This is a genomic window from Erythrobacter sp. JB1-7, assembly GCF_057365015.1.
On the sequence record NZ_CP200291.1, the window covers coordinates 2,235,265 to 2,253,162 of the forward strand.

At 55.6% G+C, this 17,898-nt stretch carries 19 protein-coding genes and 2 tRNA genes; 8 read left to right on the forward strand and 13 right to left on the reverse strand.

What is annotated here, in order from left to right; genetic code table 11:
* Positions 1-89 precede the first annotated feature (89 nt).
* Positions 90-1,190, forward strand: coding sequence for a fatty acid desaturase family protein (locus tag AC0V6W_RS10925; RefSeq protein ID WP_486149925.1), 1,101 nt, complete (start codon positions 90-92; stop codon positions 1,188-1,190).
* On the opposite strand, the gene AC0V6W_RS10930 is transcribed toward AC0V6W_RS10925, so the two are convergent.
* The 7 genes from AC0V6W_RS10930 to AC0V6W_RS10960 all read right to left on the reverse strand — a co-directional run bounded on the left by AC0V6W_RS10930 (position 1,187) and on the right by AC0V6W_RS10960 (position 6,525).
* Entirely contained in the window at positions 1,187-1,705 is a 519-nt protein-coding gene (locus AC0V6W_RS10930) for a GNAT family N-acetyltransferase (protein ID WP_486149927.1), read from the reverse strand. The genes AC0V6W_RS10925 and AC0V6W_RS10930 overlap by 4 nt on opposite strands.
* On the reverse strand, positions 1,702-2,799 hold the full coding sequence (gene lptG, locus AC0V6W_RS10935) for an LPS export ABC transporter permease LptG (protein WP_486149929.1): 1,098 nt from the start codon (positions 2,797-2,799) through the stop codon (positions 1,702-1,704). The genes AC0V6W_RS10930 and lptG overlap by 4 nt, the downstream gene beginning before the upstream one ends.
* 15 nt (positions 2,800-2,814) lie before the next feature.
* Positions 2,815-4,005, reverse strand: coding sequence for an LptF/LptG family permease (locus AC0V6W_RS10940; RefSeq protein ID WP_486151577.1), 1,191 nt, complete (start codon positions 4,003-4,005; stop codon positions 2,815-2,817).
* A 244-nt stretch (positions 4,006-4,249) separates the two neighbouring features.
* Positions 4,250-4,816, reverse strand: a complete 567-nt coding sequence (locus AC0V6W_RS10945) for a T6SS immunity protein Tdi1 domain-containing protein (protein ID WP_486149931.1) — start codon at positions 4,814-4,816, stop codon at positions 4,250-4,252.
* Positions 4,817-4,926: 110 nt separating this feature from the next.
* Positions 4,927-5,436 (reverse strand): DUF427 domain-containing protein, encoded by a 510-nt coding sequence (locus tag AC0V6W_RS10950; protein WP_486149933.1) that lies wholly within the window; start codon positions 5,434-5,436, stop codon positions 4,927-4,929.
* Complete coding sequence (clpS, locus tag AC0V6W_RS10955) at positions 5,433-5,780, reverse strand: ATP-dependent Clp protease adapter ClpS (RefSeq protein ID WP_486151579.1); 348 nt, start codon at positions 5,778-5,780, stop codon at positions 5,433-5,435. The genes AC0V6W_RS10950 and clpS overlap by 4 nt, the downstream gene beginning before the upstream one ends.
* Positions 5,781-6,084: 304 nt before the next feature.
* Entirely contained in the window at positions 6,085-6,525 is a 441-nt protein-coding gene (locus tag AC0V6W_RS10960) for a phasin family protein (protein WP_486149935.1), read from the reverse strand.
* 1 nt (position 6,526) lies between these two features.
* Here AC0V6W_RS10960 and AC0V6W_RS10965 point away from each other — a divergent pair, with 1 nt between their 5' ends.
* Positions 6,527-7,042, forward strand: coding sequence for a hypothetical protein (locus AC0V6W_RS10965; RefSeq protein WP_486149937.1), 516 nt, complete (start codon positions 6,527-6,529; stop codon positions 7,040-7,042).
* 67 nt (positions 7,043-7,109) lie between these two features.
* Here the strand turns inward: AC0V6W_RS10965 and AC0V6W_RS10970 are convergent, their stop codons facing one another.
* A complete protein-coding gene (locus AC0V6W_RS10970; protein WP_486149939.1) occupies positions 7,110-9,068 on the reverse strand; it encodes a PHA/PHB synthase family protein in 1,959 nt (652 codons plus the stop codon).
* Between the two features lie 160 nt (positions 9,069-9,228).
* Between AC0V6W_RS10970 and AC0V6W_RS10975 the strand changes: the two genes are divergently transcribed.
* The 4 genes from AC0V6W_RS10975 (at position 9,229) to AC0V6W_RS10990 (ending at position 13,066) form a co-directional block, all read left to right on the forward strand.
* Entirely contained in the window at positions 9,229-10,434 is a 1,206-nt protein-coding gene (locus AC0V6W_RS10975) for an LL-diaminopimelate aminotransferase (RefSeq protein WP_486149941.1), read from the forward strand.
* 99 nt (positions 10,435-10,533) lie between these two features.
* Positions 10,534-11,250: a helix-turn-helix transcriptional regulator gene (locus AC0V6W_RS10980; protein ID WP_486149943.1), complete on the forward strand. Its 717-nt coding sequence runs from the start codon at positions 10,534-10,536 to the stop codon at positions 11,248-11,250.
* Between the two features lie 485 nt (positions 11,251-11,735).
* Positions 11,736-12,131, forward strand: coding sequence for a winged helix-turn-helix domain-containing protein (locus AC0V6W_RS10985; RefSeq protein WP_486149945.1), 396 nt, complete (start codon positions 11,736-11,738; stop codon positions 12,129-12,131).
* A gap of 128 nt (positions 12,132-12,259) precedes the next feature.
* Positions 12,260-13,066, forward strand: coding sequence for a crotonase/enoyl-CoA hydratase family protein (locus tag AC0V6W_RS10990; protein ID WP_486149947.1), 807 nt, complete (start codon positions 12,260-12,262; stop codon positions 13,064-13,066).
* A gap of 34 nt (positions 13,067-13,100) precedes the next feature.
* On the opposite strand, the gene AC0V6W_RS10995 is transcribed toward AC0V6W_RS10990, so the two are convergent.
* Entirely contained in the window at positions 13,101-13,688 is a 588-nt protein-coding gene (locus tag AC0V6W_RS10995) for an acyl-CoA thioesterase (RefSeq protein WP_486149949.1), read from the reverse strand.
* Entirely contained in the window at positions 13,681-13,878 is a 198-nt protein-coding gene (locus AC0V6W_RS11000; RefSeq protein ID WP_486149950.1) for a hypothetical protein, read from the reverse strand. The genes AC0V6W_RS10995 and AC0V6W_RS11000 overlap by 8 nt, the downstream gene beginning before the upstream one ends.
* 159 nt (positions 13,879-14,037) lie before the next feature.
* On the opposite strand from AC0V6W_RS11000, the gene AC0V6W_RS11005 reads away from it, so the two are divergent.
* Both AC0V6W_RS11005 and AC0V6W_RS11010 read left to right on the forward strand, forming a co-directional pair.
* Positions 14,038-14,111, forward strand: a tRNA-Cys gene (locus AC0V6W_RS11005).
* Between the two features lie 49 nt (positions 14,112-14,160).
* A tRNA-Thr gene (locus AC0V6W_RS11010) sits at positions 14,161-14,236 on the forward strand.
* Positions 14,237-14,260: 24 nt separating this feature from the next.
* Here the strand turns inward: AC0V6W_RS11010 and galK are convergent.
* The 3 genes from galK to glpD are packed head-to-tail and all read right to left on the reverse strand — an operon-like array spanning position 14,261 to position 17,891.
* A complete protein-coding gene (gene galK, locus AC0V6W_RS11015) occupies positions 14,261-15,304 on the reverse strand; it encodes a galactokinase (protein WP_486149951.1) in 1,044 nt (347 codons plus the stop codon).
* Positions 15,301-16,401 (reverse strand): galactose-1-phosphate uridylyltransferase, encoded by a 1,101-nt coding sequence (locus AC0V6W_RS11020; RefSeq protein ID WP_486149952.1) that lies wholly within the window; start codon positions 16,399-16,401, stop codon positions 15,301-15,303. The genes galK and AC0V6W_RS11020 overlap by 4 nt, the downstream gene beginning before the upstream one ends.
* Positions 16,398-17,891, reverse strand: a complete 1,494-nt coding sequence (gene glpD / locus AC0V6W_RS11025; protein ID WP_486151581.1) for a glycerol-3-phosphate dehydrogenase — start codon at positions 17,889-17,891, stop codon at positions 16,398-16,400. Before glpD ends, AC0V6W_RS11020 begins: the two co-directional genes overlap by 4 nt.
* Positions 17,892-17,898 lie beyond the last annotated feature (7 nt).

Below are 17,898 nucleotides of genomic sequence, written 5' to 3' on the forward strand. Positions count from 1 at the left end.
AGCCACTCGATCACTCTTGCCAACATAAGGAATTTGGTGATTGCGCTGAAATTGCAGTAAAGCCCCCGAAACGAACCGCTATTATGAACATGCACGAACCCGTCTCTGACCCTGCTATCATGGCCCGCGATCTGCCCCGGGCCAAGCGTGCTGATTTTCAGACACGCGATGACAAGGACATGCTGCGCGCCGCGCGCGATCTGACCAAGGATCTGGGCGAAGCGCGCGGGGCCTATTACTGGCCTGACATGCTGATTTCGGCTGGCATTGGCTATACCGGGATTGCGACCGCGATTTTGTCAGGAAACATTGCGGTGTCGGTTGCCGCCGGGGTGATCGCATTTTTGGCGCTGTATCGCGCGCTGATGTTCATCCATGAGCTCACCCATATCCACCGCGATGCGCTGCCCGGTTTTCGCACAGCGTGGAATGCGCTGGTCGGCATTCCGATGCTGACGCCCAGTTTCATGTATGAAGGCGTGCACACCATCCATCACAAACGCACGCAGTACGGCACGATTGAAGATCCTGAATATCTGCCGCTGGCTTTGATGAAACCGTGGAGCCTGCCGCTGTTTGTGCTGGTCGCGCTGCTCGCGCCGGTGGCGCTGATTGTGCGATACGCCGTGCTGGTGCCGGTTGGATTGGTGATCCCGGCCGTGCGCACATTCACGTGGGAGCGTTTTTCTGCGCTCTCGATCAATCCGGAATTTCGCCGCAAGCCGCCAACGGGCGATTTTGCCAAAAGAGTGCGCTGGCAGGAAGCGGCGGCGAGTACTTGGGCAATTGCTGTGCTGGCCAGCCCGCTGGTGATCGGGTGGGAACCCTTGGCCATCGCTTTGGCCATCTTCTCCGCCACCGCTGTTCTCAACCAATTGCGCACACTGGTTGCGCATTTGTGGGAAAACGAAGGGGAACCGATGACAGTGACTGCCCAATTTTTGGACAGCGTCAACGTGCCGCCGCCCGGACCTGTGGCGGAAATTTGGGCGCCTGTAGGGCTGCGCTATCACGCGCTGCATCACCTGATGCCGTCCATGCCCTATCACGATTTGCCTGAGGCGCATCGGCGATTGAAAGAGGCGCTGGGCGCTGGGTCAACTTATGACGGGGCAAACCATCCCGGCCTAGTGAACCTTGTGGGCCGGATTGCGAAAAGCACGATGGGCGCCGGCACGCCGCCCGCTTAGTCCAGGAACCGGATCATCGCGCAGCGGCGATGGGCGGGCAGGCCATCATCCACCTCATTCGCCAATTCCCCTGCAAGCCGGGGGTGTGCATCCAGCGCTGTCACTTCTTCAAAGCCCAGCCTTTTATAAAACGGCGCATTCCACTCCAGATCGCGAAAGGTTGTTAGGGTGACGGCTTTGAACCCTGAATTGCGTGCATCAATCATACAGGCGCGCATCAGGCCTGCGCCAATGCCGCGGCGCTGGAATTGCGGATGGACATCCATTTCCCAGACATGCAGCTCACGCCGGAATGGCTGGCTCACCAAAAACCCTGCCATCTGATCGCCTACATGCGCGGCGAGGCAATGCCCTTTTACGATCAGTTTGCGCAGCTCATCGGGCGTCCATGTGTCATTGGGATCAAGCGCGCCAAGATCGGGATCGCCAGCAAACAGGCTGGCGGCGGCGCGTTCTATTGCGGGCATGGCATCGGCATCATCAGGCCGCGCAAGCCGCAAGGACCACTGCGTCATTCCTCGGTCCTGATAAGCACGGTTTCGCCCACCAGAAAGAACAGCAGGAACGGCGCCCATGCGGCCAGAAATGGCGGATATCCCCCAAAGCTGCCCATGGCGAGCGCCGCATTATCGACCACGAAATAGGCAAAGCCCAGCGCCATGCCAATAATCGCGCGGACAAACAGCTGGCCCGATCGGGCAAGGCCGAACGCCGCAATTGATCCCAGCAATGGCATCAAAAATGCCGATAAAGGCCCTGAAATCCGGTGCCACCATTTGGCGCGCATTTCCGATGTGCGCCGCCCGACGGCCTCGAACGCATCAATCGTCTCGCCCAATTCAAAGAACCCCTGCGCATCGGGATCAATCGATTGCAGATCAATCTGATCAGGCGTGAGCATTTCTCCCACGACCAGATCATCCAATTCTTGCGTTTCGGCGCTGGCAACATCAAAGCGCACCGGACCTGTCAACCGCCAACCGGGCGCTGCATAGGTCGCGGTTTGAGCGCGCACCTGTTCGCGAATGATGCCGCCGGGCATTCGGGCATACCAGGTGACCTGGTTAAGCTTGATCTGCTCGCCTGTTCCGCTCAGCGTTGCGGCGGCCAGAATATTGGTCCCATCTGTAAGGTATATGTTCGCGCGTGTGCCCGTTTCTTCGGGGATCGGGCCATAATCAGCCGCGTCCCACACTTTTAGCGTCGCATTGGCTCTGGTGACCACGCGTTCGTTAAAAGCGAAACTCAACACCGCGATCAATGCAGCCGTTAAAAGCAGCGGCGAAAGCACCTGATGCGCGGACAACCCGGCGGCTTTCATCGCGACAACTTCGCTGTTCTGGTTCAATGTCACGAGCGTAATCAGCGTCGCCAGCAGCACCGAATAAGGCAGAAAGCGCGACACAAGCTGCGGTGCACGCAGGCTGGCATATTTGAGGATTTCCGCCTGGCCATTGCCTTCGGGCGCAAGGATATCGCCGGTATTGCCCAGCAGATCGAGCGCCAGCAGAACCAGCACCAGCATCACCAGCACAGCCAGAATGCGGATGACGAACATCTTTGCCAGGTAAAGCGTCAAAGTGCGCGAGGGGAAGAAATCAAGCTGCATGGACCGTGCTGCGCTTTATTCCGCCGGTGCCATCTGGGAATGGTCAGATACGGCATCAACGGCAGGTTTCGGCGGTTGGCGCGAAAATAGTGCGGCAATTGGCTTGGTGATTTTGCCAAATACCCGTTCCAGCGCGCCCAAGGGCTGCGCGCCCGGCACATATGCGACCCGGTAAAACATCCATAAAATCAGCGCGGCAAAGATAACAAACGGCCCCCATAATGCCACAATCGGATCGATCCGCCCAAGCGAGGCGATGTCTTCTCCATATTGATTGATCTTGTGATAGGACACCACCATCACAATCGAAGCGAACACGCCCAGCGCGCTGGTGGATCGTTTGGGCGGGATGGCGAGCGCGACAGCCAAAAGCGGCATCAGCATCATCATCACCACTTCGACCATGCGGAAATTGAACGTTGCCTGGCTGGCGTCGCGCTCTTGTTCGCTGCGCGCCTCGTTCCATCCTATTCGCAGCAATTCGGGCAGGATGTATTCGCGCGTTTCATCTCCGCGTGCTCTGAATTCTTCGATGGCGGGCAGGTCAATCGGCAGATCATGTCGGCTGAAGGATAGGACACGCGGGGTCTTGCTGCCTGTATCCTGCACAATTGTCCCTTCAGACAGGCGCAGAATGATCGTATCGGGATTGTCACTGGTGGCCAAGAAAGACCCCTCGCGCGCGCTGATCGATAGAACCTGACCTTTGGAATTGGACACGCGGGCAAAGATCCCTTGCAAACGCTGACCATCATCCTCGCTTGCTTCAATCCGCAGCGCCATGCGGTCTGCCAGCGTGGTAAACTCTCCCACCTTGATCGACGCGCCCAGCGCGCCTGATCGCAGTTCATATTCCATCTGTTCGTAGTAATACCGGCTGACCGGTTGGATGTAAAACACCAGCGCCACATTCACCGCGACAAGCACCAAGGTGATTGCATAAGGCACACGCAGCAGCCGCCAATAGGACAGCCCCACCGCGCGCATCACGTCAAGCTCGCTGGAAATGGCAAGTTTGCGAAACGCGAACAAAATGCCCAGCAGCAGGCCCAGCGGGATGGCAAGGCTGGCATATTCCGGAATAAGCGCGCCCAGCATTTTGAACACAACGCCAACAGGACCGCCTTCAACCGCGACAAAATCGAACAATCGCAGCATTTTATCCAGCAGCAGCAGCGACGCCGCCAGCGCAAAAATACCCAGCATCGGAAAAATCACGAGCCGGAAAATATACCGGTCGAGACTGGTGATGGGGGAGGATACAGCGTTGGACACTGGGGCGGCTACTCGTTGGTTTTGATGGCTCGGGGCCTTGTCGCGATTTCCCTAGCGCGAAATGAACGTCTCGTCATGCCCTGAAAAGGGAAGAGGCGCGCTCATTTCAAATGACTGCGTCCGGGTTGTCCATTTGGCATGGCAATGGCAGGAATGGGGGTGTTACCGGACATTGTTATGAGATCGTGATTTCGCCAATTGGAGTTCCCGGCGGAAGTTCTTTAACTTGCTCATGGAGTTGCCCGGCAATGTGTAGCTTTACGACAAACGAAAGCTTCTCAAGTTCGTCGGCGTTCATCGCTCCACCAAGAACTGGAGCAACTCTGAAGTCGTAACATTCGCCCTCTTGCAAGGTGAGTCCTCGGTTGCGTGCTCCAATCACTAGCCCTTCAAACAGGAGGCCATCTCTAACTTCATCGTCTTGTAGACGTGCTGTCAGTTCATCAAAGGAGCTTGCGATCCTTGAGAGCTTGCCGTCGATAGTATCAATTTGGTGGATTGCTCCAACATCGTCACGGAAGAAAACCTCACCGAAAGCCGATACTGAAATCACAGTGAGGCCCGAAAGAGGCAGCCAACGCCAACCTTCAAGAGCTCGCAAAACGTCTAGAGGGGATATCTCAATGAAAAGACCGGCAAGCTCGAGATTTTCAGCCATTGAAACCAACTCGGTTTCAACATTGAGCTCTTGTTGATCCTCTTCAGCAATCGGCTTTTTGCCGAACCATGCCATCCAACCCATAACGCCTCCCTCTGCTCTCTATGGAGTAAAGAGGCTATGACCACAATTGGGTCGTAAGCGGAATGTCCGTTTTTCCGAGTTTTTGGGCACCATCGCTTCGCCCAATTCAATCACCAGAACCGGCTGCCCGGTACGCCCTTAAATGGTCCGGCTTCGTATTGGCTGATCCAGCCGCCGTAAAACTGGCCCGGTTGCGGGGTGATGACCTCGCCGTCGACCATGCACTGATCCAGCGGGTCGGGATAGAATGCCAAAAAGTCACGAATGGGCGCAAAGGCTGTTGTGGGCTTGGGATAGGTCCATGCGATAGCCTCCAACCGCGTCTCGCCGATCACGAGATCGAAATAATTCGCCTGGCCTTTCCACTCGCACAAGGTGCGGCGCGCATTGGGGACGAGGTGATCCATCGCGATGTCGCTGCGCGGAATGTAATAGGTGGGCGGATGGCTGGTTTCCAGCGTTCGGTAAGCTGAGGTGGTATCCACCAGTTCTACGCCGCAATGCACAATTTGAATATGCCTGCCGGTTGGTTCGCAAATGGCGGGGCGAGGGTAGTCCCAGACGCTTTCCTGCCCCGGACCCGCCGGGTCTGGCCTAGGATGGCCGCCAAACAGGCTCACGCCTTTTCAAGCGTGCATTGCAGCGGATGCTGGTTCTTGCGCGCGAAATCCATCACCTGGTTCACTTTGGTTTCAGCCACTTCATATGGGAATATGCCGCACACACCGACGCCCTTTTGATGCACATGCAGCATCACGCGGGTGGCCTGTTCCAGATCCATGCTGAAAAAGCGTTTGAGCACCATGACCACGAATTCCATCGGCGTGTAATCATCGTTCAGCAGCAGCACTTTGTACTGGCTGGGCTTTTTCGGCTTTGTGCGGGTCTTTGTGGCGATCCCCACTTCGCTGTCAGAGCCATCATCGCCGCTTTTGTCCGCATCATCATTATCGCCTGCCATCATTGCGCCATCAAATGCGGTTCTCGCCCGCAGATGAGGCGCCGAATTCAGCATATCGGGTGCCGCGACAGGCAAAAGAGGCAAAGCGGAGTGATTCATGCTTGGGTCCATTATGGGATTAGCTGCGCTGTTCGCAAGGTCCGCTGCGTTTGATAATGGCATCGGGCTTAACAAGGTGTCGATACGGGCACACAAAAAGGCCGGACAAACCGCATAGGTCTGTCCGGCCCTCGCGCGCTCTGGCGCGTTTTCGTAAACCGGGTTTGGGAGAGAGAGGAGAGGCCCGGTTTAGAAACTTTGCAAGCGCTTAGGCAGCTTTCGAGATTTTCTCGGCAGCCACGCTAACGCGGTTTGAAATCGGCGCGAACGCTTCGTTGTAAAGCTTCACCCAAGCTTCGGTGCGCTGCGAACCGAACGAAACAACAGCATCAAAGTTGCGGCGTGCAAGCTCGCCCTGAAGCTGAACCAGTTCGGTCGGGGATTTGACAGAAGCCATTTTCTTGGCGTCAGCAGTCACGGTGTCGACGACGGTTTTGCCGGTTTCGACATTGTCGCGAACCAGTTCCTGCGCGCCGTTGAAGAAGATTTTGCCGCTTTCAACGACTGCTTCCAGATTGGCTTTGTTGAAATCGCCAGCTTCCGAAGCGAATTCACCCGCTTTGGCATAGGCGCCTTTCATGCGGTCCTGAACGTCTGCAGCCATGTCTTTGGCTTGCGCAGTGATGTCGGTTTTTTCGGCAGTTGCCATAATGGTATCCTTCAGTTTGATAACGGGATTGGTCGGCGCGGTTTTCGCCGAAGATTTTGTGGCGGCTTTCTTGGTCGCTGCGACTTTTTTCGCAGGCGCTTTTTTCGCGGCCGTTTTCTTCACGGCTGCGGTTTTCGCCGCGACCCTTTTGGCCGGTGCTTTTTTCGCAGTGGTTTTGCGAGCAGTGGTTTTTGCTGTAGCCGGCTTGCGGGCGGCGGTTTTACGGGCAGGAGCCGCTTTCTTCGCCGGGGCTGCCACCGCTTTCTTCACGGCTGCTACTTTCGGTGCGGGCTTGGGCGCGTCAGCATCAACAGCCGCAGCCACTTTCGCGGCGCTTGCAGTTGGTGTCTTGGACGCAGCGTCGGCATATGCCTTCTCAGCCGCTGTGTCGATTTTCGATTTGGTGTTGGCGTCTGCCATGTCATCCTCGCTTAATGTTGCACTGCACAAAATAGTGATTGCAACTGCGAAGTCAAGGATTTTTTGTGCACTGCACAATAAGCAGGTAAGTCACTGAAAAGTCAGCGATCAGATGAGAGATTCACCAATCTTCCTACGCCCGCTTAAGAAGGTGTTTCATCGACTTATCGCGTCTTTACATAACGGCCCGGCGCATCCTCGATCACTTTATCTCCGCGCCCGCCGGGCTTGCGTTTGCCTGTCGCGGGGACTTTTTCAGGCGCTTGTTTGTCCAGCCATTGAAGCCAATGCGGCCACCAACTGCCCGGATGTTCCTGTGCGCTTTCGATAAATGCGCCGAGAGATGGAGCCTTGGTATCGCCCAACCAATATTGGTATTTGCCCGCCGCCGGCGGATTGACCACGCCTGCAATGTGACCCGAGCCGGCCAGCAGAAATTCCAGCGGCCCTTTGAAATGTTCAGTGATGCGCCAAACGCTTTCCGCAGGGGCAATATGATCCTCGCGCCCGGCCTGCACAAAAGTGGGCGTTGTGACCTGCGTCAAATCAATCGGCGTGCCATCCGCTTCCAAAGCATCGGGGACAACCAATTTGTTGTCGCGGTACAGATCGCACAGATAATCATTGTGCCATTTGGAGGGCAAATTGGTGACATCGCCGTTCCAGTGCAGCAGATCAAAGGCAGGGTAATCTTCGCCCAAAAGGTAATTGTTGACGACATAATTCCAGATCAGATCTTTGCCCCTAAGAGCGTTGAATGTCGCGGCAAGATAACGCCCGTCAATATACCCCTTGCTGCCCAGCTTGCCGAGCATGTCCAATTGGCCTTCATCGATGAAATGTTTAAGATCACCGCTCTTTTCAAAATCGACCTGCGCGGTGAAAAACGTTGCGCTTTTGACCCTGTCCGCATCGCCCCGCCGCGCCAGCACAGCAAGCGTTGCCGCCAGTGTCGTGCCGGCGACGCAATAACCAATCGTGTGAACATGCGGGACAGAGAGCCGGTCACGAACTGTATCAATCGCTTCGATTTGGGCGCGAATGTAGTCATCCCAAACGACATCGGCCATGCTTTCATCAGCGGATTTCCAGCTGACTACAAAGACAGTGATCCCCTGATCAACCGCCCATTTTATAAAGCTTTTTTTGGCGTTAAGATCGAGGATATAGAAGCGGTTGATCCAAGGAGGAAAAATCACCAGCGGGACTTCGTAAACATCTTTGGTCGCAGGGCTGTATTGGATTAGCTGATACAGCTCTGTCTCAAACACCACTTTACCCGGCGTAGATGCGAGATTTTCGCCAAGAGTGAAAGCGTCAGGATCGGTGTGCGTTAGTTGTCCGCGTTTCAGATCGGTGATCAGGTGCTGCATGCCGCGAACCAGATTTTGCCCGCGCGTTTCAACCGTGCGTTTCATCACCACGGGATTGGTGAGGATGAAATTGCCGGGGCTCATCGCTTCGGATAGGGCGCTGACTGCAAATTCGAGCTGCTGGCGTTTGACCGGGTCGAGCCCGTCGATGGATTTGACCGATTGCTGGAAATACTCTGCCAGCATGAGATAGGTTTGATGCAGCAGCGCAAAGGCCGGCAGATCGCGCCATGCTGGATCGGAAAAACGGCGGTCTTTTTGCGGAAGTTCGACTGCCAGATCCTTGTCGCCAGCGCTTCCTGGTGTCAGCGAGGATGTGACCTGTTTGAACAGGCCCTGCCACAATTGCACCGAATCCTGCGCCAGTTTGGTGTGCGCATCAAACATAGTCTTGGGCAATTGTTGAAGCATACCGCGCGAAATGGTCATCCACTGCGCCGGATCGAGCGCATTGGCGGCATCGGGCGCCTTAGCTGCTGTTTGCGATGCCTGATGCGCGATAAATTCGAGCCACATTTTCTGCAGCTCAGCGCTGGCTTTGGCCCATTCTGCCAGATCACCGATTGCCATATCCTTTGGCAAAGCCTGCGCGATATCCGTCGCTGCCCCAGCGGCATCCTTGGCATGCGAAGGCAGGGCGCCTAACAGCATATCCCGCATGGCATTGCCTTGCATGTCAAAGAACGCTTTGAACTGCTCATTTTGAAGGAAGGCCGCAGGGCCGTTAACGGTTGTGTTTTTCGAAGCCATGACCAGTACAATCCCTCAAGTGACGCAGCGTTCCAAAGCCCAAAAATGGGGCCTTCGGGGGAATTGTCGCGAAAACGCCTTCCCACAGCCAGCAATAATGCCCTAGAATAATCGGTGCGCGTGTTGTCACATTGATTGCGCGATTTTGCCAGGATAAGCAATGAACGACCAATTCTATCGCATGAAACGTCTTCCGCCCTATGTGATCGCGGAAGTGAATGCGATGCGTCACGCTGCGCGGTCCAGCGGCGAAGACATCATAGATTTGGGCATGGGCAATCCCGACCAGCCGCCGCCTGCCCATGTGATCGAAAAGCTGTGCGAGGTCGCCTCCAAGCCTGACGCGCATGGCTATTCGCAATCCAAGGGCATTCCCGGTTTGCGCCGCGCTCAGGCCAATTATTACGAACGCCGTTTCGGGGTTGATCTTGACCCTGAAAGTGAAGTTGTGGTGACAATGGGATCCAAGGAAGGTCTCGCCAGCCTGGCCACCGCGATTACTGCGCCGGGCGACTGTGTGCTTGCGCCCAACCCATCCTATCCGATCCATACATTTGGTTTCATCATTGCTGGGGCCACCATCCGCTCGGTTCCAACTACGCCCAACGAGGATTATTGGCGCTCGCTCGAAAGCGCGATGAATTTCACTGTGCCCCGGCCCAGTGTGCTGGTGGTGAGTTATCCTTCGAACCCCACGGCCGAAACAGTCGACCTGGCCTTTTACGAGCGGCTGGTCGCTTGGGCGCGCGAGAACAAGGTCTGGATATTGTCCGATCTTGCCTATTCAGAACTGTATTATGACGGGGAGCCAACGCCCTCCATCTTGCAAGTTAAAGGCGCAAAGGATGTCGCCGTAGAGTTTACCAGCATGAGCAAGACCTATTCCATGGCAGGGTGGCGTATGGGGTTTGCGGTTGGAAACAAGAAACTGATAGCAGCACTCACACGGGTGAAATCCTATCTCGATTATGGTGCTTTTACTCCCATTCAGGCAGCAGCCTGCGCGGCGCTCAACGGACCGCAGGATATTGTGGAGGAAAACCGGGTTCTTTACCGAAAGCGCCGGGATGTGATGGTCGAATCGTTCGGGCGTGCGGGTTGGGACATCCCGGCCCCTTCCGCCTCCATGTTCGCTTGGGCTCCGCTTCCCTCCGCTTTGTCAGAGATGGGCAGTCTTGAATTTTCAAAGCAATTGCTGACCGAGGCGAAAGTCGCGGTCGCGCCGGGTGTTGGCTATGGTGAAGAAGGCGAAGGGTTTGTTCGCATTGCGATGGTCGAAAACGAACAGCGACTGAGGCAGGCGGCGCGGAATATTAAACGGTATCTCATATCTGTGGGTGTCAACGCCGCCAGCCCGAAGTCTTAGTTTTGATTGATGAATTGTTTTCCATCTCTCAAAAATGGAGCGATTTGCCAGATCGCGCGTTGAGGATGTATGCTGAGTGCACGGTTTAAGGAGGCCAATATGCCACCGCCAGATACGAAACCGCTGACTGACAGGCAGCGCGCCGTTATGGAGCGTGTGGATCGCCGGGTTCCGATTAAGGTTATTGCTCAGGAATTGAGCGTGTCCGAGACTCGGATCAATCAGCATATTCGCGCGCTCAAAGATATATTTGGCGCTGCAAGTCTTGGCGAGTTGGTTGAGCTTTATCGCGCGTCTTTGACTGATATTGATGCCGAAGATGGCAGCAAACTGGAGCAATTCTATCTAGGCGGAATGGAAACTTCGAGTGTGCACTATATCACAGCTAGCGCATTTCCCATGCAAATCGCAGATACAAATGCGCGTATTTCGATTTCTACAACCTCCCCACAGAAACAAGTTAAGGGCAATTCTGGTGTTCAAATAGTCTCAGAAAGCCATTTAGGTGATAGCAAGGAACTGGGCGGAACACTGATAAATGGTATTTTACCTGTCGTCGAAAATGCCCCGTGGTTTGAAAAGAGCGAACCAAGCATCTTAAATGGTGAGCATGCTATTGTGTTGCGTTTGGGTGCAATTGTTGTGATCGCGTTGTTGTTTTTGGCTTCTTTGACACTGACTTCCGCGCTAACTGGCTCAATTGAAAAGGCGGTTGGCGCAGAGCCGGCGATTAGTGTTGATGCGACTGATGGCGAGATTGAAATAGCCCGCGCGGCGAACAATACTATGCTTCCTGGTCTGAACGGGAAAGTCTAACAGCTCCAAACGCCCTAAGCTTTGCAGCAGGTGATGAAATTGGGGGGCATATGCAGGGAAGGCTTTCTTGCTCAACCTTCGCTATTGTTCAGTTCGGCAGCTGCACACCGCAGCTTTCGCATGAGTTGGATAAAAATAAATCAAAACAGCTTAATCCTACCCCTTTTTCCATAAGCCACGAAAAATGTACGGGATTTTCATTTTTATTCTACAATTTACTTTCCTTTATTGACAAAATTTCGTCTAGTGTTGAAAGTTAGGGGGAACTTTATGTGCTGATAGGGGCTTTATCAGCAATGCACTTCTTGTGGGATCAAGAATGATAATCGATTATATCGGCCGTTCAATGAGTGGTCACAGATCTGAAATGACAATGATATCGGAAGGTTTATTCCACTATTATATTGTTCAAGTTTGATATTTGTATTTCGATTATTTTATTGTTCTCGCAAGTCAGTGTGCTCTAATCTTTCAGGGGCCGAATTATGACGTCAACACCTGCCTATAACATGTTTCCGGACAGCGACACGCTTATCCCTCGTTTTCGAGAGGCAGGCGACGTGACGCTTGATCTGGTTCACAGAGACGGCCGGGTTGAATCCAAGTGGCTTGGTCTTCATCCGCGTGAATTTGAGCTTTTGTGGAGGCTCGCAGAAGAGCCAGGCAAGGCTTTCACCAAAAAGCAGTTGCTCGCTGATGTCTGGCGCATTGCATTTGAGCCAAAGACAAACAGCGTTGCTGTTCATGTTGCGCGGGTAAGGGCGAAACTGGAGCCTTATGGGCTTGCGCACATCCTCGCGACGCACAAACAGAACGGCTATTTCCTTGATGTGCCGCCGAGCCCGGGGGCATTTAATCAAGAACCCGAACAGCATGAATAATGCTTGTCAGAATGCGGCTCTTGACCCGGCTTGCCGCGTCGCCAGAATGAACGACTGGACACACCTTCTCTGATCCGTCACACCTTTGCCAAACGGAATATCATTCAGGCACAGGCTCGGATTAAGCGATGGCAAATACTACGGAAAAACCCTCCAGTGATCGCGTTGCGATTGATATGGACGAGGATGGCGTTGCGCATGTGCGTTTGACACGTGCGGACAAGATGAACGCGCTAGATCCGGCGATGTTCACCGCGATTATCGAAGCCGGTGCCTATCTCAATCAGCTTGCGGGCCTGCGCGCGGTTGTTCTGTCGGGGGATGGCCGGGCTTTTTGTGCAGGGCTTGATACATCAAGTTTTTCGAATGTGTCATCGAGCCTGGTTGAGCGCACGCATGGCAATGCAAACACGTTCCAAGAGGTCGCGCTGCAATGGCGCAAGCTTCCTGTCCCGGTCGTGGCCGCGCTGCACGGCGTGTGCTTTGGTGGCGGATTACAGATTGCCAGCGGCGCTGATATCCGCATCGCGCATCCTGATACGCGTATGGCGATTATGGAGCTGAAATGGGGACTGGTGCCCGATATGGGCGGCTATGCCTTGTGGCGCGGGACTGTACGCGATGATGTGCTGCGCGAACTGGTTTACACCAATCGCGAGTTTACAGGCGCTGAAGCGCAAACCCTTGGCCTTGCCACTTATGTCGATAGCGATCCTCTGCCGCGCGCTCGTGCAATCGCTGCTGATATTGCCAACAGAAATCCTCACGCCATCCGTGCAGCAAAGCGCTTAAGCGCAGCCATGCATGATATGTCGGGCGATGAAATCTTGATGGAAGAAAGTGCCGAACAACAAGCGATCAGCCGCACGCCCAATCAGATTGAGGCGGTTATGGCAGGCATGCAAAAGCGCAAAGCCACTTTTGAAGACGTATAGACCCCAATCAGATAGGCCCCAATAAGGGCAAGTCTTACCCAAACACCGCCACACATTGCAGCCCGTCGAGCACTTGGCGGCCATTGCTGTCCCACATCCTCAGCCGCTCTGAGGAATAGCCATGATCGGCGTGCTGGCTGGCATTTTCAGCCAGATACCAACCGCCGTCTGACTGTGTCGCCGGATCGAGCACATTGAATGACCAATTGATCGAACTGATCGGACCCATGCGCTGCATGATCCGCATCGCGCCTGGCGGCATCACATCGCCCATCAGAACGAGCTTGCTCACCGGGTCAAGATCATGATCTTCGGTCAGCCTCGCCCAGCGCCTGATAGTGCTACCGTGATCTGCGTCTTTATCCTGACCAAAGCGAATTTCGAAATTGTTCTGAATAAAACTTGGGCCTTGGCCCTGCATGGTGACAGGATTGTCTTGAGGGGCGCCAGGCCAATCGGCCAGCGGTGATGTTTCGCGCACGGCGTTGGCTTCGCGCTCTGCTGCAAACAGCCAGAATGCGGTCAAGGCTACGCCTTTCTCGTTGCGGATTTCGCTGCGAACTTGGGTCACATTGCGGCCTTGCCTGACGATCTCGGCGGACAGTTCGATATGTTCACCCACTGGCGCGACAAAACCGATTTGGGCCGCGCGCAAGGGGGAGATCGGGAAAGGCGCGGCGAGCCATGGTGAACGCGATCAAAGCGGATGCGCCGCCATAAAGAGTGCGCCCCTGCATCCAGTCATCAGCATGATTGAGAGTAACAAGGCCGGACACGCCGGTTATGGGTTCGAGCAAGCTGGCAATGGTCATAGCCGCTTCTTTGCCTCGCCAAACGCGCCGGGTCCAGATTGACCATACGTAAAGCCCATTGTGACCACACAGATTAGTGCCTTCTTGCAAGAGGCGCATTGCCTTTACCGCGCCGAATCGCTAGTGCGCCCGCTCGCCCCTTTCGCAGGAGGGTGGCTCGGCCCGATGGCGGAGTGGTTACGCAGCGGATTGCAAATCCGTGAAGGCCGGTTCGATTCCGGCTCGGGCCTCCACATCTGCGATTGCGCGTTTTGGGGTAGAAGCCTTTAGTGCTGACGCGCTGCCGCTTTAGCTCAGTTGGTAGAGCACATCATTCGTAATGATGGGGTCACGTGTTCGAGTCACGTAAGCGGCACCACGCCTCGTGGTAGGCTGTCCGCGCTTAGGGTCGTTTCGCAGCATCGATAAAGCGCGCATCGGTGTGGTCTTTCAAAACCCTTTGGAGCCATGCTTCGCGCTCAGTCGTTCTGACGCAGGCGACAATGCATCCGCCAAATCCGCCGCCCGTCAGCCGCGCACCGATGGCCCCGCAATCCAGCGCGCTTTGCACCAGGGCATCGATCGCCGGCACCGACATTTCAAACTGGTCGCGCATGGATGCGTGGCTTTCGATCATCAGATCGCCGAAGCGCTGGATATCGCCATCGCGCAGCGCAGTGACAGATTGAGCCACACGGGCATGCTCGCTCACCAGATGCGCCACCCGGCGTGCGATTGGGGGATCAAGGTCTGCTGCGGCAACATCCGCCTCGCTTAACAAGCAGAGATCCTCAGTGCCGAAATACGCTTTAGCGGTATCGCATTCGACCTTACGCTCGGCATAGCGTCCATCGGTTAGCTTGCGGGTTACGCCCGAATGCAGGACCATCATGTCATAGCCTGCGGGCAGATCGATGATGTCCCAGGCAAGCGATTTGGTGTTGAGCGCCATTGCAGTGCCCGGAGTGGCCAGCGCTACGGCCATCTGGTCCATGATCCCGCAAGGGACGCCAATGTAATTGTTTTCGACCCGGCGGGCGGCAATCGCGATATCGACATCGGATATGCTTGACCCAGCTGCCGCGCGAGCGGCTTTGAGCAGCGCGACGATAAGGGCGGCGGAAGAAGACAGCCCGGATCCTTCGGGCATGGTAGAAACAATATCGATTGTCGCTCCGCCGTTAAGCAGGCCGAGAGCGTTCGCTTCCCTTACGGCGCCCACGGCGGCATCGGCCCATTCATCCACGGCATCATCTGTCAGATCGCGTATTACGGGCGCGTCATAATGGTTGGAAGTGACTGCAACTGCGCTGTCGCTTCGCGGGGCAAGCGTGACCTCTATCCCAACGCTGAGCGCTGCTGGCAGCACCATGCCGCCATTGTAATCAGTGTGTTCGCCAATCAGATTGACGCGGCCCGGTGCGCGCGCGGTGAACGTCTGTGTCATGATTGTGCCTGCTCTCGCAAAGCGGCAACGGCTGTTTCAGGCATCACATCAACCGTGAACGTGCCGGTGTGCTGTTCGACAGAAGCGAGATATTTCACCCGTCCCGGCGCGCGCAACAGGGGATAGAACTGCACGGTGAAATGGTATCCGTTCGCTCTGGTTGCTCCACCCGGATTGGACGCAGCGTGAAAAGCCATCATCGTGGCGGCCGGCTGCTTGAACAGAGCGTCATACCGCCGTGTCATTTCTCCGAGCCAGTAACTGAGCGCTTCCAGTTCTTCATCGCTGCATTCCCATGGGCCAGCGCGTTTTTGAACGGGCGCGATCCAGGTCTCAAAAGGGAACCGGGCAAAGCGCGGGACAAAGGCCGCCATCCCGCCGTCCTCGCCTAGGCCATAATCGGGCATCGCGCGGCGCATTTCCGCTGCTAAATCGTACCCAGATGCAAAAGCATTGATCGCCCGCTGCTGGATGGCGGGCACACGGTCAAATCCATAAATCTGCCCATGCGGGTGATGCAGGGTCACGCCCACTTCGTCGCCGCGATTTTCAAACGGCAAGACATAGTCGCTCCCGGCTGAAAAATGCGTTTCATACCGGTCGAGCAGGGCGCTTACCAATAGCTGGCAGCGATCCGTTCCCAATGTGTGCAGGCTGCCGCTGGCATCAGGAGCATAGACAACGACATCGCAAGCGCCTTTTGCGGGCTCGCTGGCTATGCCATCAAGCTCGGCTGCATCAGCCGCGCTGGGGTGAAAAGCTGCAAATTTGTTCTCGAAAATGGCGATTTCGAAATCGCTGAATGGGATTTCGGTCGCAGGCCCGCCGGGCAATGTAGGGGCAAGTGGGTCTTGCGCTGATGATGGTTTGAAAGTCCGGTTTTGCCGGTGCGCGGCATAGACATTCCATTCATCACGCAAGGGGTGATGGCGGATCTCGCCGCCCTGCGCGATGTCGTCATGGGTTTCTTCTAAGCAGTCCAGGCCATGCGGTGCGCGGCCGTAAAGGTGCAGCATTCGCCCATCAGCCTTGCGATGATCGCGCCTGTAAGCGCCGCGCCCGCCAAGCATGCGGGGCAAAAGGACATTATCGCTCACGCCGGGGTCTTCGCCTGCTCGAACCACTTGGCAACGCGCATTTTGGCATCGTCGTCGAGGTGAAGGTCCAGTTTGGAGCGGCGCCATAAGACATCCTCGGATGACGTCGCAAATTCCTGATCGACCAGATATTCAAGCTCGCGCGTATACAGGTCACCGCCCAGATGCGGCCCCAGATCATTGAGCCCCTGCGCGCCGGTCAAGAGGACATGGACCCGCGTGCCATAAGCTCGGCAAAGCCGCCGTGCTGCGCCACCGGGAAGCCAGTCATATTGGGTAGCGACATCGGCGACAAAAGCATCAAAACGTGCCGGATCAATATCGCCCCCCGGCAGAGGCTGATCGGCCGTCCATGATTTGCCCGCTAGCCCCAGTTTTTCCAGCGCATGCTCTGCCAGTTTGCGATAGGTTGTAATCTTACCGCCAAAAATTGAGAGGATCGCGGCTTCATCGCCGTCATCCCCCCGATCAAGCTCAAACTGATAATCGCGCGTTACGGTTGAATTGGACGCGGCGCTGTCATCGTAAAGCGGGCGCACCCCTGCATAGCTTGAAACGGCATCATCCGGCGTAATTTCGGTGTGCAGATATTCATTGGCCGCATCGCAGATGTATCGCGCTTCGCGGTCCGAAATGGTAATACCGGTTGGATCGCCTTCGAACCCTTCATCGGTCGTCCCTACCAGCGTGAAATTGTTTTCATAGGGTATCGCGAAAATGATCCGATCATCTTTGTTCTGAAAAATATAGCAGTGATCGCCTTCGAACAATTTCGGAAAGATGAGATGGCTGCCTTTGACAAGGCGCAGGTTCGCCTGGGTTTCGTGCGGTTTTGCGCGCGACAATACCCTGTCAACCCAGGGTCCAGCGGCGTTTATGACGGTTCTTGCGCGCGCCTCATCTGAGCCTTCCGGCCCGATCAAAGACGCGGTCCACATATCGTTGTCGCGGGTGAGCCCGACGCATTCGGTGCGCGTGCGAATGTCAGCGCCGTTTTCTTTTGCGTCCATGCAATTGAGGACAACAAGCCGGGAATCCTCCACCCAGCAATCGGAATACTCAAATCCTTTGGTGAGCCGATCCTTCAGGATAGCTCGGTGGGGAGGAGAATTGAGATCCAGAGTGCGGGTGGGTGGCAGCATTTTTCGCCCGCCCAAATTGTCATACATGAACAATCCGAGCCGCAGCAGCCATTTGGGACGCAGTCCCTCATCATGAGGCAAAACAAAACGCAGCGGCCAAATGATATGCGGCGCCATGGCGAGAAGGCGTTCACGCTCAATCAGGCTTTCGCGCACCAGCCGAAATTCGTAATGTTCCAGATAGCGAAGCCCGCCATGCACCAATTTTGTCGAAGCGCTTGAAGTGGCTTGAGCCAGATCGTCCTTTTCCACCAGGCACACTGACAAACCGCGCCCGGCGGCATCGCGGGCAATCCCGGCGCCATTAATCCCGCCACCAATGATCAGCAGGTCATAAACGGGGTCCATGCCTGCG